The organism is Belnapia mucosa, assembly GCF_016775475.1.
Taxonomy (GTDB): Bacteria; Pseudomonadota; Alphaproteobacteria; order Acetobacterales; family Acetobacteraceae; genus Belnapia; species Belnapia mucosa.
Genome location: NZ_JAEUXJ010000001.1, coordinates 38,632 through 60,220, shown reverse-complemented (window position 1 = coordinate 60,220; position 21,589 = coordinate 38,632). Strand labels below are relative to the sequence as shown.

The following is a 21,589-nucleotide window of genomic DNA, read 5'->3' as shown; positions in this document are numbered from 1 at the left end:
CCTAGATGCGGTCCAGCATGGCCTGGGTGATGAGGCAGATGCCTTTCTCGGTTCGGCGGAAGCGCCGGGCATCCTCCTCCGGATCCTCGCCGACCACGAGGCCGGGCGGAATCCGCACGCCGCGATCCACCACCACATTGGTCAGCCGCGCATGCTGCCCGACATCCACCTGCGGCAGCACCACCGCACCGTCCAGCCGCGACCAGGAATGCAGATGGACGCCGGTGAAGAGCAGCGAGCGACGTGCCGAGGCGCCGGAGATGATGCAGCCGCCCGAAACCAGGGAGGAGATCGCCTCGCCCCGCCGCCCCACCACGTCATGGACGAATTTGGCGGGCGGGTTGATCTCGGCATAGGTCCAGATCGGCCAGTCGCGGTCGAAGAGGTCGAGCGGCGGGACGATATCGGTGAGGTCGATATTGGCTTCCCAATAGGCATCGACGGTGCCGACATCTCGCCAATAAGGCTGCAATTCCGAGGAGGAGCGGACGCAAGAGCGTTCGAACCGGTGCGCCACCGCTTTCCCGTTCTTCACCAGATAAGGAATGATGTCCTTGCCGAAGTCATGTTCGGAATTCGGGTCTTCCGAATCGCGCTTCAGCAGGTCGAGCAAGAACTTCGTCTCGAAGACATAGATGCCCATGCTGGCAAGAGCGAGTTCGGGCCGGTCCGGGATGCCGGGCGGATCGGCCGGCTTCTCGATAAAATCGACGATCTGGGCGGTGGCATCCACCTTCATGACGCCGAAGCCACGCGCTTCCATCCGCGGGACGGCCATGCAGCAGACGGTGACATCGGCACCGCTCTCGTCGTGCTGCTGGAGCATCCGCTCGTAGTCCATTTTGTATACGTGGTCGCCGGCCAGCAGCACGATATGGCGCGGCGCCATATCGGCGATGATATCGGCGTTCTGGAACACCGCATCCGCCGTTCCGAGATACCAATTCTGCTCCGAGACCCGCTGGCTCGCCGGCAGGATGTCGAAGCTCTCATTCCGTTCGGGGCGCAGGAAGGTCCAGCCGCGCTGCAGGTGGCGGATCAGGCTATGCGCCTTGTACTGGGTCGCCACCGCGACCCGGCGGATGCCGGAATTGATGGCGTTGGACAGTGCGAAATCGATGATGCGGGACTTGCCGCCGAAATAGACCGCCGGCTTGGCGCGGCGGTCCGTCAGTTCCATCAACCGGCTGCCACGGCCGCCGGCCAGGACGAAGGCCATGGCCGTGCGCGCCAGCGGCCCCTTGGCCAGCTCCGGCCTGTACTCACGGCTACTCGGCATGCAACCTCCCCCACGGATCACGGGCGCAGATTGCAAGGATTCGATCCGCCACACACCTGCGAATCAGCATCCCCGCGATCACGCACCCGCGTCCAGGTTGGAAGTCAGCGGCGAACCGGCACCTGCCAGATCTCCTCCGCATACTCTCGGATGGTCCGGTCGGAGGAGAACCAGCCCATGCGGGCCGTGTTCAGGATCGCCGAGCGCTGCCAGGCCGGCCCGTCCACCCAATGCGTCGCCACCTGCCGCTGCGCCTCGAAATAGGCGTCGAAGTCGGCGGCGCACATGAAGTAGTCGCTGCCATGCAGCGCATCGACCAGTTCGCGGTAGCGGTGGCGGTCATCCGGGGAGAAGACGCCGGAGCCGATCGCCTCCAGCACCTCCGCCAGGCGCGGCGAGGCTTCGACGGCGGCCGAGCCCTGGATGCCGTCGCGGCGGCGGTCCGCCACCTCCTCGGTCGTCATGCCGAAGATGAAGATGTTCTCCGCCCCGACATGCTCCAGCATCTCGACATTGGCGCCGTCCAGCGTGCCGATGGTCAGCGCGCCGTTCAGGCCAAGCTTCATGTTGCCGGTGCCGGAAGCCTCCATACCGGCGGTCGAGATCTGCTCGGAGAGGTCGGCCGCCGGCACGATCATCTCGGCCAGAGAGACGTTGTAATTCGGCAGGAAGGCGACCTTCAGCAGGTTGCGCACCGTCGGGTCGCTGTTCACCACCCGAGCCACGTCATGCGCCAGCTTGATGATGAGCTTGGCGCGGTGGTAGCTGGCCGCCGCCTTGCCGGCGAAGATCTTCACCCGCGGCACCCAGTTGCGGGTCGGCTGGGACCGGATCGCGTCATAGAGCGCGACCGTCTCCAGCAGGTTCAGCAGCTGCCGCTTGTATTCATGGATGCGCTTGATCTGCACGTCGAACAGCGCGTGCGGATCGACCTTGACGTCCAGCTGGTTGCGGATCAGCGCCGCCAGGGCTTCCTTGTTCCGCCGCTTGACGGCGAGGAAGTCCTGCTGGAACCCGGCATCCCCGGCGAGCGGGGTGAGCGCCACCAGCGCCTCCGGGTCGTCGAGGAAGCGGGGCCCGATCGCCTCCCGCACCAGGCCGGTCAGGCCCGGATTGCACTGCTGCAGCCAGCGCCGGAAGGTGATGCCGTTGGTCTTGTTCACCACCTTGCCCGGCTCGAGCTGGTGGAAATCTTTGAAGACGGTCTTCTTCAACAGGTCGCTGTGCAGGGCGGAGACGCCATTCACCTTGTGCGAGCCGACGAAGGCCAGATGCCCCATGCGGACGCGGCGGCCATGGTCTTCCTCGATCAGCGAGACCGAGGAGAGCAGCCGGTGGTCGTCCGGATTCGCCGCGCGCACGCGGTCCAGATGGAATGCATTGATCAGGTAGATGATCTGCATGTGGCGCGGCAGCAGCCGCTCCATCAGCGGCACCGACCAGCTCTCCAGCGCCTCGGGCAGCAGGGTATGGTTGGTGTAGCTGACCGTGCCCTGGGTGATCTCCCAAGCTTCGTCCCAGGCGATGCCGTGCAGGTCGACGCAGATGCGCATCAGCTCGGCGACGGCGATCGCCGGATGGGTGTCGTTGAGCTGGATCGAGACCTTGTTCGGCAGCGACTTCAGGTCGCCATAGACACGCAGGTGCCGCCGCACCAGGTCCTGCAGCGCGGCCGAGGCGAAGAAGTATTCCTGGCGCAGCCGCAGCTCCTGCCCCGCCGGCGTCTCATCCGACGGGTAGAGCACCTTGCAGATGCTCTCCTGCCGCACCCGGTCGGCCAGCGCGCCGACATGGTCGCCCCAGTTGAAGGCATCGAGCTTCAGCGGATCGGCGGCGCGGGCGGACCAGAGGCGCAGCGTGTTCACATGCTCGCCGCGCCAGCCGACCACCGGCGTGTCATAGGCGACGGCCTGCACCGTCTCGCCCGGATGCCAGACATGCCGCACCCGCGCCTCGGAGACGGCGACCGCCTCCACCGTGCCGCCGAAGCCGATGTCATGCGCGATCTCGGGCCGGGCATATTCCCAGGGATTGCCGAAATTCAGCCAGTCCTCGGGGTATTCCTGCTGCCAGCCCTCGCGGATGATCTGGCGGAACAGCCCGTGCTCGTAGCGGATGCCGTAGCCGAAGGCGGGGATGCCGAGGCTGGCCAGGCTTTCCATGAAGCAGGCGGCGAGGCGGCCGAGGCCGCCATTGCCGAGCGCCGCATCCGGCTCCGCCTGGCGAACCTGCTCGAAATCGATGCCGAAGGGCGCCAGCGCCTCGTTCACCTGCTCGGCCAGGCCGAGATTGGTGACGCCGTCGCGCAGCAGCCGGCCGATCAGGAATTCGAGCGAGAGGTAATAGACCTGCTTCTGCCCGCCCTCATAGGCGGCGCGGGTCACGCTCAGCCATCGCTCGACGATCCGGTCGCGCACCGCCAGCGCCGTCGCCATGAACCAGTCGCGGTCCCGGGCGCCGGCCTGGCTCTTGCCGAGGTCATAGGTGAGCTTGCGCAGGATGGCGGCGCGGAGCGCCGGCACATCCATCGGCTCGGGCGGCAGAGGCTCGAAGGAATTGGCCAAGGTGTCCACGAAACCATAACCTTTCAGGGGCGCCGGCGGCGATGCCGCACTGCTCACGAAATAGTGCCAGAGGCTTGCCCAAAACTAAACCGTCATCGGCAAAGCTGGCGGAACCCTTCAACCATCCGTTGCATTGGGGAAGAAGAGAGGCTCGCCGCCGATCCGGTACCCGGCGATGGCAGCCTGGCCCTCCGGACCGATCAGCCATTCTACGAAACTGGCGGCCTCGGCTGCCTTCACATGCGGGTGGCGCTGCGGGCTCACCGGGATGACGCCATACTGGTTCAGCAGCCGGGCATCCCCCTCCACAAGAACCTTCAGGCCCTGTCGGTTGCGGAAGGCCAGCCAGGTGCCGCGATCCGAGAGCAGATAGGCATCCTGCGCCGCCGCGGTGTTCAGCGCCGGGCCCATCCCCTGCCCCACCTCCCGGTACCACTGGCCGCGGCCCGCGACTGGATCGACCCCCGCCTCCTGCCAGAGGCGGAGTTCGGCCGCATGGGTGCCGCTGCGGTCGCCGCGGGAGACGAAAGGCGCGCGGGCGCCGGCGATGCGGCGCAGCGCCTCGCCCACATCGCGGGTCATGGCGATCCCGGCCGGGTCGGCGCCGGGGCCGATCAGGACGAAGTCATTGTACATCACCTGCCGGCGCGGGCCGCCGAAGCCGCCCTCGACGAAGCGGTCCTCGGCCGCGCGGTCATGCACCAGCAGCACATCCGCATCGCCCCGCCGGCCGACATCCAGCGCCTGGCCGGTGCCGAGCGCCACCACCCGCACCGCGATCCCCGTCGCCCGGGTGAAGAGCGGCAGGATATGCCCGAACAGCCCCGACTGCTCCGTGCTGGTGGTGGAGGCAAGGGTGATGAAACGATCCTGCGCCAAGGCAGGAGTGGCCAGACAAGACAGCAACAGGACACGGCGCGTCACCATAGCAATTCCCCCCGGAGAAAGGCCGCCGCTTCCGCGCTCGCGGGGCCGGCGAAGAAGGCGGCGGCAGGCGATTGCTCGACCACCCGCCCGCGATTCAGGAACACCACCTCTCCCGCCAGGCGCCGCGCCTGGCCGAGGTCATGGGTGGTCATGACGATCTTGCAGCCCTCGGCCGCGATGCCGGCGATGATCGCCTCCACCGCCCGGGTCGCCGCCGGGTCGAGGCTGGCGCAGGGCTCATCGAGGAAGAGCACATCCGGCGCCAGGGCAGCGGCGCGGGCGAGCGCCAGCCGCTGCTGCTCCCCGCCCGACAGACGCCGGGCCGGCCGATGGGCCAGTGCGGCAAGCCCGACACGATCCAGCGCCGCCGCGGCCCGCCGCGCCTGCTCCTCCCGCCCGAGCCCGGCCAGGGCCAGCGGGTAGCGCAGATTGCCCAGCACCGAGCGGCGCAGCAGCACCGGGCGCTGGAAGACCATGGCGCCGCGGATCGCCGCCGCCGGGGTGATCCGCCCGGCGGCGGGGCGCAGCAGCCCATGCAGCAGCCGCAGCAGCACCGACTTCCCGGCACCATTCGGGCCGATGATGAGGCAGGGCGGGCCGGCTTCCAGCGTGAGGGTAACGCCGCGGAGGATCGGGACGCCGCCCGCGGCATAGTCCACCGCCTCGGCCCGGATCGGCAGCATCAGGCGCCGCCGCGCCCCGCCGCCTCGCGCAGCGCCTGGGCGAGCATGTTCACCCCGAGCACGATCGCCATCAGCACCAGGCCGAGGGCGAGCGCCAGCGGCAGGTCGCCCTTGCTGGTCTCGAGCGCGATGGCGGTGGTCATGGTGCGGGTGAAGCCCTCGATATTGCCGCCGACCACCATGACGGCGCCGACCTCGGCCGCCGCCCGGCCGAATCCCGCCAGCAGGACGGTCAGCAGGGCGAAGCGGCCATCCCAGAGCAGGGTCGGCACCGCCCGCCAGGGCCCGGCGCCGAAGGAGCGGAGCTGGTCCGCATATTCCTCCCACAGCGCCTCCAGCACCCCGCGCGACAGGGCGGCGAGAATCGGCGCGATCAGCGCCGCCTGGGCGATCACCATGGCGGTGGGGGTGAACAGCAACCCGAAACGCCCGAGCGGGCCGGAACGCGACAGCAGCAGGTAGATCAGCAGCCCCGCCACCACCGGCGGCAGGCCCATCAGCGCATTCAGCCCGATCACCAGCGCATGCCGGCCGGGAAAGCGCGCCACCGCCAATAAGGCACCAAGCGGCAGGCCGACCAGCGCCGCGATGCCGAGTGCCGTCAGGCTGACCCGCAGCGAGAGGCCGAGAATGCCGAGCATCGCCGGATCCCCGTCGCGGATCAGCGCGATGGCGGCCAAGACGGCGGAACCCAGATCCCCCACGATACCCCCCGGACGGCGCGCGGAAGGTGAAGGCGGCGGCGGCGGCGGTCAATCTTCGCTTGCGGTTGCGCTGGGCGGAGGCTCTGCTTCGCCCGAAACGGAGGGAACGCCATGGAACGCTTGCTGCCGATTGCCGCCCGCGCCGGGGCCCTGCTGAAGGCGCGGGGCGAGACCATCGCCGTGGCGGAATCCTCGGCCGGCGGGCTGGTCGCCGCGGCGCTGCTCGCGGTGCCGGGGGCCTCGGCCTATTTCCTCGGCGGGACGGTGGTCTACACGCGCGCCGCGCGGGAGGCGCTGCTGGCCATCCCGACCGAGCGGCTGGAGGGCATCCGGCCCTCGACCGAACCCTATGCCGCCCTGCTGGCGGAGGCGGCGCGGGCGCGGCTCGGCACGGTCTGGGGGCTTGGCGAGACCGGGGCGACGGGGCCGGCAGGCAATCGCTATGGCGATCCGGCCGGCCATGCCTGCATCGCCGTCGCCGGGCCGGTCGCGCTGCAACGGACGCTCCGCACCGGCCATGGCGACCGGGTCGGCAATATGCGGGAATTCAGCGATGGCCTGCTGCGCCTGCTGATCGAGGCGCTGGAGGCGGCGCCATGATCGGCCGCTTCATCTGGCATGAGCTGATGGTGCCCGATCCGGCCGCGGCCGAGATCTTCTACGGCGCGGTGCTGGGCTGGGACCGGCAGGATGCCTCGATACCCGGGCAGCCCTATACCCTGTTTACCGCCGGCGACCGTCCCGCCGCCGGCCTCTTCCCCTTGCCGGAGGAGGTGCGGGCCCGCGGCGCGCGGCCGGGCTGGATCGGCCATGTCGCGGTGGAGGATGTGGATGCGGTGGTGGCCGAGGCGCTTCGCCTCGGCGGCCAGGTGCATGTGCCGCCGCGGAGCATCCCGATCGGCCGCTTCGCGGTGATCGGCGACCCACAGGGCGCGGTGCTGGCCGTCTTCGCCGGGACACTGCCGGAGCCGCAGCCCATGGGCACGCCCGGCCATGCCGGCTGGAACGAGCTGGCAGCCGCGGATTGGCAGGCGGCCTTCCCCTTCTACGCGGCACTGTTCGGCTGGGAACGGGCGGAGGCGGTGGATATCGGCCCGATGGGCATCTACCAGACCTTCGGGCCAGGCGCGGGCGGCGCGGCCATGGGCGGGATGTACACCAAGCCGCCCGCCCTGCCGCAGCCCTTCTGGCTGTATTACTTCGCCGCCGGCGACATCGATGCCGCTGCCGGCCGCGTGGCGGCGGCCGGCGGGCAGGTATTGAACGGCCCGATGCAGGTGCCGGGCGGCGCCTGGATCCTCCAGGCGCTCGACCCGCAGGGGGTGATCTTCGCGCTGCTGGGCAGCCGCACCGCTTAGGCGGTGCGGTCGCCCCCGCCCGACAGCGCCGCCTGCGCCGCCGCCAGCCGCGCCACCGGGACGCGGTAGGGCGAGCAGGAGACGTAGTCGAGCCCGGCTTCCTCGCAGAACTGGATGGAGGCCGGGTCGCCGCCATGCTCGCCGCAGATGCCGAGCTTGAGGTCGGCCTTCACCGCCCTGCCCTTCTCCTTGGCGATCTTCACCAGCGCGCCGACGCCATCCGGGTCGATGGAGACGAAGGGATCCTTCGGCAGGATGCCCTTCTCGACATAGAGGGGGAGGAATTTGCCGGCATCGTCGCGCGACAGGCCGAAGGTGGTCTGGGTCAGGTCGTTGGTGCCGAAGCTGAAGAAGTCGGCAACCTCGGCGATCTTGTCCGCGGTCAGCGCGGCGCGCGGCAGTTCGATCATCGTGCCGATATAATATTCGATCGTCACGCCGCTCTCGGCGAGGACCTCCTTCGCCACCTTCTCGACCTGGGCGCGGGTGATCTCCAGCTCGCGCCGCGTGGCGACCAGCGGGATCATGATCTCCGGCACCGGCGCGGCGCCCGTCTCCTTGGCGGTGGCGACCGCCGCCTCGAAGATGGCGCGGGCCTGCATCTCGTAGATCTCCGGGTAGGAGATGCCGAGGCGGCAGCCGCGATGGCCGAGCATCGGGTTGGCCTCGGAGAGATCGGCGGCGCGGCGCTGCATCGTCACCGGGTCGGTGCCGAGCGAGGCCGCGACCTCGGCGATTTCCGCCTGGGAATGCGGCAGGAATTCATGCAGCGGCGGGTCGAGCAGGCGGATCGTCACCGGCAGCCCGGCCATGATCCGGAACAGCTCGATGAAGTCGGTGCGCTGGAAGGGCAGCAGGCGGGACAGCGCCTCGCGCCGGCCCTCCTCGGTTTCCGACATGATCATCTGCCGCACCGCGCCGATGCGCTGCGGGTCGAAGAACATGTGCTCGGTGCGGCAGAGGCCGATGCCCTCGGCGCCGAATTTGCGCGCCGTATCGGCATCGAGCGGCGTCTCCGCATTGGTGCGGACCCTGAGGCGGCGCACGCCGTCGGCCCACTCCATCAGCGTGGCGAAGTCGCCGGAGAGTTGCGGCTCCACCATGGCGACGGGGCCGATGAAGATCTCGCCGGTCGCGCCGTCGAGGGTGATGATCTCGCCGCCGCGGATGGTCTGGCCGCCGGCCATCAGCATCTGCGAGGAATAGTCGACCGTGACGCCGCCGGCGCCGGCGACGCAGGGCCGGCCCATGCCGCGCGCGACCACGGCCGCGTGGCTGGTCATGCCGCCGCGCGTCGTCAGGATGCCGCGCGCGGCATGCATCCCGTGGATGTCCTCCGGGCTCGTCTCGATGCGGACGAGGATGACGGCCTCGCCCTTCGCCGCGCGGGCCTCCGCCTCATCGGCGGAGAAGACGACGGCGCCGCAGGCCGCGCCCGGGCTGGCGGGCAGGCCCTTGGCGAGCAGCTTCCGCGGCGCCTTCGGATCCAGCGTCGGATGGAGGAGCTGGTCGAGCGCCGAGGGATTGACGCGCTTGATCGCCTCCTTCTGGTCGATCAGCCCCTCACGCGCCATGTCGACGGCGATCTTGAGGCTGGCGGCGGCGGTGCGCTTCCCGTTGCGGGTCTGCAGCATGTACAGCTTGTTCTGCTGCACCGTGAACTCGATGTCCTGCATGTCGGCATAGTGCTGCTCGAGCTTGGCGCGGACCGCGACGAGTTCCTCATAGGCCTTCGGCATGGCGACTTCCATGCTGCGCTCGCCCGGCTTTGCCTTGAGCTGCGCCATGGGCTGCGGCGTGCGGATGCCGGCCACCACATCCTCGCCCTGGGCGTTGATAAGGTATTCGCCGTAAAAGATGTTCTCGCCGGTGCTGGGGTCGCGGGTGAAGCAGACGCCGGTCGCGCAATCCTCGCCCATATTGCCGAAGACCATGGCCTGGACGTTGACCGCCGTGCCCCAATCGGCCGGGATGTCGTGCAGGCGGCGATAGGTGTTGGCGCGGGCATTCATCCAGGAGCCGAAGACGGCGCCGATCGCCGCCCAGAGCTGCGCCTGCGGGTCCTGCGGGAAGGGGCTGCCGGTGACCTGGGCCACCATCTCCTTGTAGCCCTTGGCCACGCGCTGCCAGTCCTCGGCAGTGAGCTGCGTGTCCTCATGCACGTCCCGCTCGAGCTTCACCTCCTCGATGATTTCCTCGAAGCGGTGGTGGTCGACGCCGAGCACGACGCTGCCGAACATCTGGATGAAGCGGCGGTAGCTGTCCCAGGCGAAGCGCGAATCGCCGGAGGCTGCGGCGAGCCCGTCCACCGTCTCGTCATTCAGGCCGAGATTGAGCACCGTATCCATCATGCCGGGCATGGAGACGCGGGCGCCGGAGCGGACGGAGACGAGCAGCGGCTTCTTGTGGTCGCCGAAGCGCATGCCGACCGCATCCTCGATGCGGGTCAGCGCGGCGCCGACTTGGTCCTTCAGCTCGGCCGGGTACTGCTTCCCATGCTCGTAGTAATAGGTGCAGACCTCGGTGGTGATGGTGAAGCCGGGCGGGACGGGCAGGCCGATGCTGGCCATCTCGGCCAGGTTGGCGCCCTTGCCGCCCAGCAGGTTGCGCATCTCCGCCTTGCCTTCATTATGGCCGGCACCGAAGCTGTAGACCCATTTGCTCATGGGAGGTTTCCCTCTGTTGCGCGGCTAGGGCGTGACCGCCGCGGGCCGGAACGGCCAAAGACGTGGATCACGCGACAAACTGGTTCTGCGCCGGTCACGGGGCGAGAGTGTGCCATACCGGCGCCGATTCAACCTTCGATTTTCGAGAAGTCCGCGACGGCCGTCATGGCGCCGCAGAGACGGCTCAGCAAACGCAACCGGTTGGCCCGAAGTTTCGGCTCCGGGTCGTTCACGACTACGGTCTCGAAGAAGGCGTCGAGCGGCGCGCGCAGCGCGGCGAGCGAGGCCATGGCGGGGCGGAATTCCTCGCCCGCCAGGGCGGCGGTGACCTCGGCCGAACGCGCCTCGACCGCTTCGGCCAGCGCGGCCTCGGCGGGCAGGACCAGCAGCGCGGGATCGACCGGCCCGTCATGCGGCCCGTCCTTGCGGCTCTCGATGCGGAGGATATTGGCGGCGCGCTTATAGGCGGCGAGGAGGTTGGCGCCATCCGGCGTGCCGAGCATCGCCTCCAGCGCCGCGGCGCGGGCGAGCAGCCGCACGAGGTCGTCATCCGGCGTGGCGCCGAAGATGGCGGCGACGAGGTCGTGCCGGGCGCCCTCGGCGCGGAGCTGGACGCGGAGGCGGTCGAGGAGGAATTCGAGCAGGCCGGCGGCGAAGGCGGCGACCATCGGCGGGTGCGGCGAACCGGCGGGCGGCTTGAAGCCGGCACCCAGCTTCTCGGTGGCGACATCCATGCCGAATTCCGGGCTCGCGGTGGTGCCCGTGGCCTGGGGATAGCCGAAGAACGCCTCGCCGATCAGGCCGGCGAGGCCGAGGCGCAGCCGGCCCTCGCGGATCATGCGGATGACGCCGAGCGCCGCCCGGCGCAGCGCGAAGGGATCGCCCGAGCCGGTCGGCTTCTCGCCCACCGCGAAGAAGCCGGCGAGCTGGTCGAGCTTGTCCGCCAGCGCCACCGCCACCGCGACCGGCTCGGCCGGCACCGCATCCCCAGGCCCGAGCGGCCGGTAATGCGCGCCGACCGCCTCCGCGACACGCGGCTCCTCGCCATCGGCCAGGGCGTAGTAGCGGCCCATGACGCCCTGCACCTCGGGGAATTCGCCGACCATGCCAGTGGCGAGATCGGCCTTGGCCAGCTTGCCCGCCCGCGCCGCGAGCGCCGGATCGGCGCCGACATAGGGGGCGATCAGCGCCGCCAGCCGTTCCAGCCGCCGCACCCGCTCGCCCTGGGTGCCGAGCTTGGCGTGGAAGACCACTGTCTCCAGCTTCGGCAGGAAGCTTTCGAGGCGCTGCTTGCGGTCCTGGTCCCAGAAGAAGCGCGCATCGGACAGGCGGGCGCGCAACACGCGTTCGTTGCCGGCGACGATGGCCGCGCCGCCATCCGCGGGGATGATGTTGGCGACCAGGGCGAAGCGCGGGGCCGGCCGCCCATCCGGGACGCGCAGCGCGAAATAGCGCTGGTTCACCCGCATGGTGGTGCGCATCACCTCGGGCGGCAGGTCCATGAAGGCGGCATCGATCGAGCCGAGCAGCGGCACCGGCCATTCGACCAACCCCGCCACCTCGGCCAGCAGGCCACGATCGGGCACGACCTCCAGCCCCTCCCGCGCCGCGAGCTCGGCGATGCCGGTCTCGATCAGCCGCTCGCGCTCGGCCGCATCGGCGATGACGAAGCGGTCGCGCAGCCCTGCCTCATACTCCGCAAAGGAGCGGACGGCGAAAGGCTCGGTGCCGGCGAGGATGCGATGGCCTTCGGTGAGGTCGGCGGTGACGATTCCATGCACCTGGTCCTCGCCATGCGCGAGGGGGAAGCGCACCGGCTGGCCGTCGAGGAGGCAAAGCACACGCTGCAAAGGCCGCACCCAGGCGAAGTCGCTGCTGCCCCAGCGCATGGATTTCGGCCAGGGAAAGGCGCGCAGCACGGCCGGCACGGCGCGGGCGAGGAGATCCTCGGCCAGCGTCACCTCGGCAGGCTTCGCCAGGACCCAGAAGCCGCCCTCCTCCCGCAGCTGCTCGCGCGTCGCGCCATGCTTGCGGAGGAACCCGTCCAGCGCCTGGGCGGGGGCATTGGTGCGCGGCCCGCGCTCCTCCTTGCCCGGCGTCTCGGCGCGGGCCGCCATCTCGCCGACCAGGGCAATGCGGCGCGGACCAAACAGCGGGCGCGGCATCTCCGGCATCAGCGGCCGCAACTCGGCCTGCAGGAGGCGGCAGAAATCCTCCGACGCCCGCGCCTGCATGCGGGCCGGGATTTCCTCGGAGAAGAGTTCGATCAGGAGCTCGGGCATCGGTTACAGCGCCGCTTTCACATCGGTCGGGGCGGAAACAGTGCCCAGGGAAGGCTGATTCGGGCGCATGCTACCCCTCCCCCTTCAGCCAGGCCTCGCAGCACCCCCGCGCCAGCGCCCGCACCCGGCCGATATAGGCCGCGCGCTCGGTCACGCTGATGGCGCCGCGGGCATCGAGCAGGTTGAAGCGGTGGCTGGCCTTGATGCACTGGTCATAGGCCGGCAGCGCCAGGCCCTGGGCCAGCAGCGCGGCGCATTCGCGCTCCGCATCCTCGAAGTGGCGGAACAGCATCGGCACATCGGCGTGCTCAAAGTTGTGCGCGCTGTATTCCCGCTCGGCGCGGAGAAAGACCTCGCCGTATTTCACGCCCTCGTCGTTGAAGTCGAGGTCGTAGATGCTCTCCTTGCCCTGGAGGTACATCGCCAGCCGCTCGAGGCCGAGGGTCAGCTCGCAGCAGGGCACGGCGCAGGGGATGCCGCCGACCTGCTGGAAATAGGTGAACTGCGTCACCTCCATCCCGTCGCACCAGACCTCCCAGCCGAGGCCCCAGGCGCCGAGGGTCGGGCTTTCCCAGTCATCCTCGACGAAGCGGAAGTCATGGACCTTGGGGTCCATCCCGAGCGCGCGGTAGCTGTCGAGCAGCAGGGATTGCGGGTCGCGCGGGCTCGGCTTCAGGATCACCTGATACTGGTAGTAGTGCTGCAGCCGATTCGGGTTCTCGCCGTAGCGCCCGTCGGAGGGGCGGCGGCTCGGCTGCACATAGGCGGCCTTCCAGGGCTTGGGCCCCAGGGCGCGCAGCGTCGTCGCCGGGTGGAAGGTGCCCGCGCCCACTTCCATGTCATAGGGCTGCAGGATCAGGCAGCCCTGCGCCGACCAGAAGGCATGCAGGCGGAGGATGATGTCCTGGAAGCTCGGCGGCTTCTGGCGGAGGGTGGGGGCGGCCAGGGTCTGCATGCGGCGCCTTGTGCCACGACGCAGGCCAGGAACAAAGCCCAGGGCACCACACGGTTCAGAGGCCGAGCCGGGCCCAGGCGGCGCGCTCCTCCGCGGCGGCGATCAATGCCTCGGGCGAGAGGCCGGGCAGCAGGCGGCGCAGCAGGGAGGGACGGCGCCCGCCGATCGGCACCAGCCGTGCCTTGGGCCCGAAGCGGCGGCGCGCCTCGCCAAGCGCATCGCCCAGCCGGTCCGCGAGGCCGAGCTCCACCGCCTGGCGGCCGGGCCAGAAGCGGCCGGTGAAGAGCTGCTCGGGCGGCGCCTTCAGCCGCTGCTGCCGGCGGGCGAGGATCCAGGCGCGGAACTCGCCATGCAGCTGCTCCAGCAGGGCCTCCAGCCGGGCGACATCCTCCGGCCGCTCCGGGCCGAAGGGGTCGAGGAAGCTCTTCTCCGTGCCCGCGGTGTGCATCCGCCGCTCGATGCCGAGCCGGGCGATCGCGCCCTCGAAGCCGAATCCGGCCGAGACGACGCCGATGGAGCCGAGGATGGAGGCCGGGTCGGCCACGATCTCATCCGCCGCGCAGGCGATCCAGTAGCCGCCCGAAGCCGCGGCATCCTCGACGCAGGCGATGACCGGCAGCCGCTTCTCCTCGGCCAGCCGCCGGATATGGCCGGCGATCAGGCTGGACTGCACCGGGGAGCCGCCGGGGGAGTTGATGACCAGGAACACCGCCGCGGCGCGCTTCAGGGCGAAGGCGCGGTCCAGCGCCGGCGCGACGGTGGCGAGGCTCACGCCCCCGCCGAAGCCGGGGCGCGGGGTAATGATGCCCTGCAGCCGCACCAGGGCGATGCGGGGCGGGCGGGCGAGAAAGGGGAGAGGCATCCGCCCAACTGAGCCGCGAACGCCGCCCGCTTCAAGCCACAGTGTCTAGATCGGCAGGGCCGAGCGCCAGGCGGCGAGATCCTCCTGGCCCCAGAGCCAGCCGGTTCCCCAGCTCAACCCGACCCCCACCGCCAGCCAGACCAGCCAGAGCAGCCGCTCCGGCCGGGTCCAGGCGCGGCTGGTGGTCCAGGCCAGCACCGCGGCCATGCCGACCGCGATGGAGGGCAGCGGCCCGGTCGTGTGCCAGAACAGCGTCGCGCTGGCGCCGGAAAGCGGGCCGCCGGCCAGGGCGAGCAGGGCCGCGACCGGCCGCCGCCGCTCCTCGGGCCGGAACAGCAGGGCGAGCAGGGCCAGCAGCGCCGGCGGCATCGCCAGGTAGAACAGCGGCGCCATCTCCCGCAGCGGCTGGAGGAAGCGCCCGCCCCGCAGGTTCAGCCATTCGGATCCTGCCAGCTCCAGGGAGCCATGCATCGGCGCCAGCCAGCGCTGGAAGGCATAGGCCGGCGCCTCGCCCATGGTCGCGGCGCCGAGCAGGATGCCGCCGACCGCGATGACGGCGGGGAAGAGCGTGATCAGGTAGAGCGCCGCCGCCGAGCCGGCATCCTGCACCCCGCGCAGGCAGAAGGGCAGGATCGCCGCGATCGGCAGCACGATATAGAGCGCATCCGGCGCGGTCAGCATCAGCGCCGCCAGCCCCAGGCCGAGCGCCATCAGCGATTGCGCATCCCCCACCGTCGCGGCGCGGTCGAGGCAGAGAATGACGATGCCGACCAGCAGCACCGCCAGCAGCAGGGTCTGCCCGGTGGTCGCCAGCACCAGCACCGCAGGATGGACGGCCAGCAGCCCGACCGCCGCCAGCGCCTCGGCGACGGACCAGCCGGCGCGGCGGAAGCGGAGGAAGAGCGCGCCGATCGCCCCGCCGGCGCCGAGGGTCGTCGCCAGCATCAGGGTCTGCGGCCCGGAATCCGGCACCCGGCGGATGAAGGCGAGCAGGGTGGCGCTGACCCATTGCCCGGCCAGCGCCGCCGGATCCTCGTTCACCCGCCAGATATCGGCCAGCACGCCGTCGAGCTGGCCGGAGCCGAGGATGCGGTCGGCGACCAGGGCAAACCAGAGGAAGGCCACATAGCCGACCAGCAGCCCGGCCAGGCGCCGGATGCGCGGCCGGGCCAGCGATGCCGGCAGGGCCGCGAGGGTGGCGCCGCTCATCCTGCCCCGTGGCTGCCCCCGGCGATGGCGGCCAGGGTCTGCTGGGTGGTGGTGGAGGTGCCGTGCTGGGTCTTCTCCCAGTAATGCGGCGCGACGATGAGCTGCCAGATCGCCTTGTAGGCGGCGACCGAATGCAGCACCCAATAGGCCGGCGCCAGCAGCGCCCAGGGCATCAGCTGGAACCAGCCGCGCTTCGCCGCCGCCACCATGGTCAGGTAGACATACATCGCGTTGCCGACCACGAGGTTGAACATCGCGAAGTAGATCACCGGCGGCGGGAAGATGCGGGAGACCGCATCGGCGCCGAAGACCACCGCCATCAGCGTCGTGGACCAGAGCAGCGGGTTGACCAGCGAGGTCAGCACCGGGAAGCCGACGAAGAACTGGAAGCCCCAGAAGCCGACGAAGCCGAGCCGGCGATAGAGCCGCATCGGATGGCGCATATGCACCAGCCAGGTCTGCATGTAGCCCTTGATCCAGCGGCTGCGCTGGTTGATCCAGCTCCGCAGCACGCCGTTGGCTTCCTCGAAAGTGGTGGAATTCACCACCGCGACCTCATAGCCCGCCTGGGTCAGCCGCACGCCGAGATCGGCATCCTCGGTGACGTTGTAGGGATCCCAGGCGCCGAGGTCGCGCAGCACCTTGGTGCGGAAATGGTTGGAGGTGCCGCCGAGCGGGATCGGCACCTTCAGCACATGCAGCCCGGGCAGCAGGTAGTCGAACCAGTTGCTGTATTCGAGCGTGAACATGCGGGTGAGAAAATTCTCACGCCGATTAAAGTAGTTCAGCCGGGCCTGAATGCAGGCGACATGCTCAGGCGAGCGCTTGAACAGCGCCACCGCCTTCTTGAGCTGATCGGGCTCCGGCATGTCCTCGGCGTCGAAGACCACGATGTATTCGCCGCGGGCGAAGCGCAGGGCGTAATTGCAGGCCTTGGGCTTGGTCTTGGGCTGGCTGGTCGGCACCCGGATGATCTCGAAGATGCCCTCGGCGCGCAGCGCCTTCGCCGCCTCGATGGTCTCGGTGTCGTCCGTCTCCAGCACCAGCTTCACATCGAGCTTGGCGCGCGGGTAGTCCATCCGGCGGATCGAATGGACCAGGATCGGCAGCACCTCCTGCTCCCGGTACATCGGCACCAGCACGGTATAGACCGGCAATTCCTCCGGATTCAGCGCCGCCACCTCCTCCGCCGTCACCGAGATATCGACATCATGGTGCGCGCCGACCCAGGTGAGGAGGAAGCGGAAGGCGAAGCTCAGCATGTAGAAGAAGGTGACGAAGCCGGAGGCGAGCACGGTGGTGGCGAGCGGCGCCACCAGCAGGCCAATCAGCAGCAGCGACAGGCCGATCCAGACGGCAATGAGCTGCGACCGCGTCACCGTGGTCTTGGCCGAGAGATGCGGCGCGGCGGTGTAGAGCGCCTCCCGCGCCTCGTAATCCGCCAGCGTGTCGAAGGCGTGTTGCAGCGCCCAGAGGATGTCGAATTTGGTGGTGACCGCCCAGGCGATGGAGGAGCCGGAGAAATGCTCGGCCGCCCAGGCGGCGGCCTCCGCCGAGGCGGGGTCCTGCGCGGCGATGATCAGGCGGTCGCCCTCCACCCGCCAGGGCAGCAGGCCGAGCTGGAGGTAGTCGATCCGCGCATCGGGATCGAGCAGCGCGGGATCGGGCGGCGTGGCGATGAGATCGGCCAGCGGCAGGCCGGTGCTGCGGGCCGACGCCGCCGCCCAGTCGCGATGGCTGATCGCGCCCTCGGCGATCAGCGCATCGCCGATGCTGGTGCGCCAGTTCCGCGCCTGGTCGCGCGCCTGGATGATGTCCTGCGTTTCCAGCCGCCGGTCGGCGACCAGCCGGGCGATGGTCTCATCCTCGCGCGGGCGGCGCTGGAGCATGGGTGCCCTACCCGGCCCGGCTGCGGCGGATGCGGATCACGACGCCGATCGCGGCGATCGTCACCAGGAGCCAGATGGCGATGAACAGCTCAGTCCGCCAGCGCTGCAGCAGCGAGGGGGCGGAGACGGGCCCGGATTCGACGACCGTTACATCGGGGCTGCGGGTATCGAAGGTCACCGGCAGGCCGCGGCCGTCATAGACCGCGACGGTGCCGGTGGTGAGCGTCGCCCGCGGCGGGATGACAAGGCTCTGCGGCGTGCCCGGGCTGACCCAGAGGCCGGGGATGGCGCCCGCGCTGGCCAGCTGCACCACCGTCACCGCGCCGACATTGCCGAGCTCCACCCGCGTGCCGGCCCGCGGCATATCGATGGTGACGCGGTTGCGGTCGGGCCGCAGCAGGCCAGCGCCGGCCAGATCCGGCGGCAGGGTCTCGCTGATGGCGATGAAGGGGCGGTTGAGCGCGCCGGAGGTGCTGACCTCGACCGATTCCGGCCGGGCGCCGGAATCGGCCAGCAGCCGGGCCACCAGCGGCACCGCCGCGGCGGCCGTCGCCTGGGAGGTGCCGAGCCGGACCAGGGCCGGCATGGTGTCCGGAAAGGCGAGGCCGCCGAAATCCCCGGCCGGGATGGGGCCATCGGTCAGCACCAGCTGGCTGGTGCCATGCAGCTGCATGTTCAGCGCATCCGAATAGGTGCAATTCCGCCGGATGCCGACCCGCACCAGCCGCAGGGTCACGGCCATGCGGTGCCGCACCAGATCCGGCGGCAGGTTCACCCGCACCCCGTCCAGATCGACCTGCCCCCGATAGGTCTCCGACCAGACCAGGCGGCGCCCGGCATAAAGGGCGACGACCAGGCTCTCGCCCTGCGGCACCGTCGCGCTCTTGCCCCGCAGCAGCATCGCCTGCGGCCGGCGCCCGGCCGGCAGGCGGCTCAGCGGCAGTTCGAAGGTGAGCGAGGCGCTGCCATAGACGTCGATCGCCTGGGGCGGAATGTCGAGATCGATGAAGCTGATCAGGTCGTGGTGCAGCGGCTCCCGCTGCAGGGGCCGGCCATTGGCCGCGGTGCTGTTGAAGACGCGGAGCGCCTGGCCCATGGCAATCAGCGCCGCCGCCGCCGAGCCATCGGCCACGACGATGCGCTGGCCGCCATCGGCGCGCGGCTCCAGCGCAAGGGTGCTCGCCGGGCCGATGCGGATATGCGCGCCGGGGTCGTTCGGCGGCAGCATCACCGGCCGGGCGCCGCGGCTGGTCAGCGCCATGGCGACGGCGATGGCGGCTTCGAGATCGCCGGTGCTGAGATTGGCCGGGAGCGAGATGCCGACATTGCCCGAGAGCTGGCGCCAGACCACGCCGAGGCCGGGATTGCCCTCCTCCGCCGCGAGGAGCTGGGTGCTGGGCTCGATCCGGGTCCAGACCGCCGGTGTGTCGTTGTCGAAGCATTCGACGCCGCGGCGCAGCGCCTGGTCGCCCTGGAAGCGAAGGCGGAGGAATTCCCCGGTGAGGAAGCGGGGCGGGATCGGCAGTCTCTCCCGGATCGTGCCCTGGTTCACCCGCAGCGTGCCAAGCGGCGTATCCTCGGCATAGACCGTGACCGAGGAGAGGTCATCGAGCATCGGGGAGGCGGTGACGTTCAGCTCCAGATCGGTCCGGCCGGGGCGCTGCGGCAGGGGGAAGAAGGCCTCGGCCCCGCCGAAGGGGCCGCGCAGGGTGAAGCCCTGGGGGAAGCCGAGATCGTCGAGGCTGGCGGCCTGGCCGGGCAGCGTCCCGGCCAGAATCAGTCCGAGGGCTGCCATCCCGAATCGCGCCGCCATCCTAGGCCGCCACCCACCCATCATCGATCCTCGATCCCCGGCCCCTGCGCCCACCGCCGCGGTCCGGTGCCAAATACCATCGCATTTATCGGAAATTGAAACAACTCATCGATGGATGCAGCCGCCTGTCATTTTGTCGCGTTACGCGAGTGGCAGCCAGGACCCTTGCCCTGCCGTCCCGCCTTCGCCAGCCTTGTCGCCAAGTCAGGAGGAGCGGGGCCATGTTCGATTTCCAGGGCAAGCGGGTGGTGGTCTGCGGCGGCAGCCGGGGCATCGGCCGCTCCATCGCGCTCGGCTTCGCCCGCGGCGGGGCGGCGGTGTCCATCTGCGCGCGCAGCGCCGGGCCGCTGGAGGCAGCGCGGGCGGAGATCGAGGCCCTCGGCGTCCAGGCCCATGCGGCGCCCTGCGACCTGGGCGACGGGCCAGCGGTGAAGGCCTATGTCGCGGCGGCGGCCGAGGCGCTCGGCGGGATCGACGTGCTGGTGAACAATGCCAGCGGCTTCGGCTCCCAGGATACCGAGGAGCATTGGGCGCTCGGCCTCTCGGTCGATGTGATGGCGACGGTGCGGGCGACGCATACCGCCCTCCCCTTCCTGGAGAAGGCCGGGGGCAGCATCATTAACGTCTCCTCGATCTCGGGCTACCGGCCCTCGGTGCGGACGCCGGCCTATGCGGCGGTGAAGGCGCTGCTGATCAACTACACCTCCTCCCAGGCGGCGATGTATGCGCCGAAGGGCATCCGGGTGAATGCGGTCGCGCCCGGCTCGATCGAATTCCCCGGCGGCTCCTGGGAGCAGCGGCGGAGCTCCGATCCCAAGCTCTACAATTCCATCCTGGGCAGCATCCCCTTCGGCCGCCTCGGCACGCCGGAGGAGGTGGCGAATGTGGCGATGTTCCTGGCAAGCCCGCTGGCCGGCTGGGTCACCGGGCAGACCGTCATCGTCGATGGCGGGCAGATGCTGTGAGCGCCGCCGGCCGCATCCTGGTCATCAACCCGAATTCCTCGCTCTCCTGCACCCAGGGGATCGCGGCGGCGCTGGCGCCCTTCGGGGCGCTCGGCCGGTTCGAGGTGGTGCGGCTGGAAGACGGCCCGCCCGCCATCGCCAGCTGGCGCGACTGGCATTCCGTTGCCGAGCCGCTCTGCCGGCGGGTCGAGCGGGAGGATGCGGCGGCCTATGTGATCGCCTGCGTCTCCGATCCCGGCTTCGAGGCGGTGCGCGCCACCACGCGGCGGCCGGTGCTCGGGATGTTCCGCTGCGCCGTGGCCGCGGCGCTGACCCGGGCGGAGCGCTTCGGGGTCATCGGCTTCGTCGCCGCCAGCGAGGCCCGGCAGCGCCTGGCGCTGCGCTCTATGGGTGTGGAGGAGCGGCTGGTCGGCTGGACCCCGCTCGACCTGCCGATGGAGGTGCTGACCGATCCGGAGGCGCCGCGATCCCGCATCCGCGAAGCGGCGCGGGCATTGGCCTCGACCGGGGCGGGCGCGATCGTGCTGGGCTGCACCGGCATGGCCGGGCATGTGGCCGCGGCCGAGGATGCCGCCGGGCTGGCGGTGATCGAGCCCTGCGCGGCAGCAGGGGCGATGGCGCTGCTGGCCACCGCCCCGGCCTGACGCCTTAGGTCGGGCTTAGAGCAAACTCCGATCAGGTGGGATCACCTGATCGGAGTACTTTGCTCGCTCAAACAACAAGCTGGAGCGGCTTCCGTGAGCCTAGGCGAACGGAAACTGCTCTAGATGCCCGACTTCTGCCCGCTGGTCTCGAGCTGGATATACTTCTGCACCGTCTGCGGCAGGTTCTGGCCGATGAACTCGGCCATCTGCACCTCCTCCTGGAGGCTCTGCTGCAGCAGCGCGATGCCCTGCTGGTCGCCCGCCGCCTGCGCCATCTCGATCAGGCCGCGATAGGAGGCGATCTCGAAATGCTCGAAGGCATAGTTGGCGAAGGTGTTCTTCAGGATCTCGTCCTGCATCGGCGCATGCGCCATAGCAGCGAGATTGCCCATCAGACCCGTGCCGAAATCCTTCAGCGAGGAATTGCTGGTGCCGAAGCGCTCGAGGATCTGTTCCAGCCGCTGCGACTGGACCCGGCTCTCCTCGATATGCTGCTTCATCCGGCCGACCATCTCCGGATAGCTCTCGATGCGCTCGACCTGGCGCTCGAGCAGCTGCATCGCCTGGACTTCCAGCGCATGGGCGTTCTTGAGGCCGGTAATGTAGATATCCTGGGCCGTACTTGCCATGAGGCGTCTCCCGTGTTGTCTGCGGCTGGAACAGCGTCCGCCGGGACCGGTTCCCGGTCGGTGCGGACCGTTCCGGCGGCAGGGGACCCGTGGGGCCCTTTCACGGGGAACGGAGGGCGAGGCTCCGGCGCTTCGACCGCAGGTCGCGAAGGAGAGTCGG

17 protein-coding genes are annotated in these 21,589 nt (G+C 70.0%); 4 read left to right on the top strand and 13 right to left on the bottom strand.

Annotated features, from left to right (window positions below; translation table 11 throughout):
- Nucleotide 1 precedes the first annotated feature (1 nt).
- From glgC to JMJ55_RS00275, 5 genes are all read right to left on the bottom strand, one after another.
- A complete protein-coding gene (gene glgC / locus JMJ55_RS00295) occupies nt 2-1,279 on the bottom strand; it encodes a glucose-1-phosphate adenylyltransferase (protein ID WP_202823494.1) in 1,278 nt (425 codons plus the stop codon).
- A gap of 104 nt (nt 1,280-1,383) precedes the next feature.
- Nucleotides 1,384-3,852, bottom strand: a complete 2,469-nt coding sequence (locus JMJ55_RS00290; RefSeq protein ID WP_456237061.1) for a glycogen/starch/alpha-glucan phosphorylase — start codon at nt 3,850-3,852, stop codon at nt 1,384-1,386.
- Nucleotides 3,853-3,960: 108 nt separating this feature from the next.
- Nucleotides 3,961-4,722, bottom strand: coding sequence for a substrate-binding domain-containing protein (locus JMJ55_RS00285; RefSeq protein ID WP_328702546.1), 762 nt, complete (start codon nt 4,720-4,722; stop codon nt 3,961-3,963).
- 41 nt (nt 4,723-4,763) lie between these two features.
- A complete protein-coding gene (locus tag JMJ55_RS00280) occupies nt 4,764-5,453 on the bottom strand; it encodes an ATP-binding cassette domain-containing protein (RefSeq protein WP_202823492.1) in 690 nt (229 codons plus the stop codon).
- Nucleotides 5,453-6,133, bottom strand: a complete 681-nt coding sequence (locus JMJ55_RS00275; RefSeq protein WP_328702545.1) for an ABC transporter permease — start codon at nt 6,131-6,133, stop codon at nt 5,453-5,455. Before JMJ55_RS00275 ends, JMJ55_RS00280 begins: the two co-directional genes overlap by 1 nt.
- A 135-nt stretch (nt 6,134-6,268) precedes the next feature.
- On the opposite strand from JMJ55_RS00275, the gene JMJ55_RS00270 reads away from it, so the two are divergent.
- Both JMJ55_RS00270 and JMJ55_RS00265 read left to right on the top strand, forming a co-directional pair.
- On the top strand, nt 6,269-6,757 hold the full coding sequence (locus JMJ55_RS00270; RefSeq protein ID WP_202823491.1) for a CinA family protein: 489 nt from the start codon (nt 6,269-6,271) through the stop codon (nt 6,755-6,757).
- On the top strand, nt 6,754-7,515 hold the full coding sequence (locus JMJ55_RS00265; protein WP_202823490.1) for a VOC family protein: 762 nt from the start codon (nt 6,754-6,756) through the stop codon (nt 7,513-7,515). Before JMJ55_RS00270 ends, JMJ55_RS00265 begins: the two co-directional genes overlap by 4 nt.
- Here the strand turns inward: JMJ55_RS00265 and ppdK are convergent.
- From ppdK to JMJ55_RS00230, 7 genes are all read right to left on the bottom strand, one after another.
- A complete protein-coding gene (ppdK, locus tag JMJ55_RS00260) occupies nt 7,512-10,181 on the bottom strand; it encodes a pyruvate, phosphate dikinase (RefSeq protein WP_202823489.1) in 2,670 nt (889 codons plus the stop codon). The two genes, JMJ55_RS00265 and ppdK, sit on opposite strands and share 4 nt — an antisense overlap.
- Nucleotides 10,182-10,309: 128 nt before the next feature.
- A complete protein-coding gene (gene glyS, locus JMJ55_RS00255; protein WP_202823488.1) occupies nt 10,310-12,463 on the bottom strand; it encodes a glycine--tRNA ligase subunit beta in 2,154 nt (717 codons plus the stop codon).
- Nucleotides 12,464-12,533: 70 nt separating this feature from the next.
- Nucleotides 12,534-13,418 (bottom strand): glycine--tRNA ligase subunit alpha, encoded by an 885-nt coding sequence (locus tag JMJ55_RS00250; RefSeq protein WP_202823487.1) that lies wholly within the window; start codon nt 13,416-13,418, stop codon nt 12,534-12,536.
- Nucleotides 13,419-13,473: 55 nt separating this feature from the next.
- Complete coding sequence (locus JMJ55_RS00245; RefSeq protein ID WP_202823486.1) at nt 13,474-14,280, bottom strand: S49 family peptidase; 807 nt, start codon at nt 14,278-14,280, stop codon at nt 13,474-13,476.
- 45 nt (nt 14,281-14,325) lie between these two features.
- Entirely contained in the window at nt 14,326-15,489 is a 1,164-nt protein-coding gene (locus JMJ55_RS00240) for a hypothetical protein (protein WP_202823485.1), read from the bottom strand.
- Nucleotides 15,486-17,378: a glycosyltransferase gene (locus tag JMJ55_RS00235; protein ID WP_202823484.1), complete on the bottom strand. Its 1,893-nt coding sequence runs from the start codon at nt 17,376-17,378 to the stop codon at nt 15,486-15,488. Before JMJ55_RS00235 ends, JMJ55_RS00240 begins: the two co-directional genes overlap by 4 nt.
- Before the next feature lie 7 nt (nt 17,379-17,385).
- Entirely contained in the window at nt 17,386-19,173 is a 1,788-nt protein-coding gene (locus JMJ55_RS00230; RefSeq protein ID WP_202823483.1) for a cellulose biosynthesis cyclic di-GMP-binding regulatory protein BcsB, read from the bottom strand.
- 239 nt (nt 19,174-19,412) lie between these two features.
- Here JMJ55_RS00230 and JMJ55_RS00225 point away from each other — a divergent pair, with 239 nt between their 5' ends.
- Both JMJ55_RS00225 and JMJ55_RS00220 read left to right on the top strand, forming a co-directional pair.
- A complete protein-coding gene (locus tag JMJ55_RS00225; RefSeq protein WP_202823482.1) occupies nt 19,413-20,156 on the top strand; it encodes an SDR family NAD(P)-dependent oxidoreductase in 744 nt (247 codons plus the stop codon).
- The gene (locus JMJ55_RS00220) at nt 20,153-20,800 is read left to right on the top strand and encodes an aspartate/glutamate racemase family protein (RefSeq protein WP_202823481.1); all 648 of its coding nucleotides are present in this window, start codon (nt 20,153-20,155) and stop codon (nt 20,798-20,800) included. The genes JMJ55_RS00225 and JMJ55_RS00220 overlap by 4 nt, the downstream gene beginning before the upstream one ends.
- Nucleotides 20,801-20,919: 119 nt before the next feature.
- On the opposite strand, the gene JMJ55_RS00215 is transcribed toward JMJ55_RS00220, so the two are convergent.
- Complete coding sequence (locus JMJ55_RS00215) at nt 20,920-21,429, bottom strand: ferritin-like domain-containing protein (RefSeq protein ID WP_202823480.1); 510 nt, start codon at nt 21,427-21,429, stop codon at nt 20,920-20,922.
- Nucleotides 21,430-21,589 lie beyond the last annotated feature (160 nt).

Bases quoted from the DNA above. Each gene is read 5' to 3' on its own strand.
- glgC (WP_202823494.1), bottom strand. From the start codon at position 1,279: ATGCCGAGTAGCCGTGAGTACAGGCCGGAGCTGGCCAAGGGGCCGCTG.
- JMJ55_RS00280 (WP_202823492.1), bottom strand. From the start codon at position 5,453: ATGCTGCCGATCCGGGCCGAGGCGGTGGACTATGCCGCGGGCGGCGTC.
- JMJ55_RS00270 (WP_202823491.1), top strand. From the start codon at position 6,269: ATGGAACGCTTGCTGCCGATTGCCGCCCGCGCCGGGGCCCTGCTGAAG.
- JMJ55_RS00265 (WP_202823490.1), top strand. From the start codon at position 6,754: ATGATCGGCCGCTTCATCTGGCATGAGCTGATGGTGCCCGATCCGGCC.
- ppdK (WP_202823489.1), bottom strand. From the start codon at position 10,181: ATGAGCAAATGGGTCTACAGCTTCGGTGCCGGCCATAATGAAGGCAAG.
- glyS (WP_202823488.1), bottom strand. From the start codon at position 12,463: ATGCCCGAGCTCCTGATCGAACTCTTCTCCGAGGAAATCCCGGCCCGC.
- JMJ55_RS00250 (WP_202823487.1), bottom strand. From the start codon at position 13,418: ATGCAGACCCTGGCCGCCCCCACCCTCCGCCAGAAGCCGCCGAGCTTC.
- JMJ55_RS00245 (WP_202823486.1), bottom strand. From the start codon at position 14,280: ATGCCTCTCCCCTTTCTCGCCCGCCCGCCCCGCATCGCCCTGGTGCGG.
- JMJ55_RS00240 (WP_202823485.1), bottom strand. From the start codon at position 15,489: ATGAGCGGCGCCACCCTCGCGGCCCTGCCGGCATCGCTGGCCCGGCCG.
- JMJ55_RS00235 (WP_202823484.1), bottom strand. From the start codon at position 17,378: ATGCTCCAGCGCCGCCCGCGCGAGGATGAGACCATCGCCCGGCTGGTC.
- JMJ55_RS00230 (WP_202823483.1), bottom strand. From the start codon at position 19,173: ATGGCAGCCCTCGGACTGATTCTGGCCGGGACGCTGCCCGGCCAGGCC.
- JMJ55_RS00225 (WP_202823482.1), top strand. From the start codon at position 19,413: ATGTTCGATTTCCAGGGCAAGCGGGTGGTGGTCTGCGGCGGCAGCCGG.
- JMJ55_RS00215 (WP_202823480.1), bottom strand. From the start codon at position 21,429: ATGGCAAGTACGGCCCAGGATATCTACATTACCGGCCTCAAGAACGCC.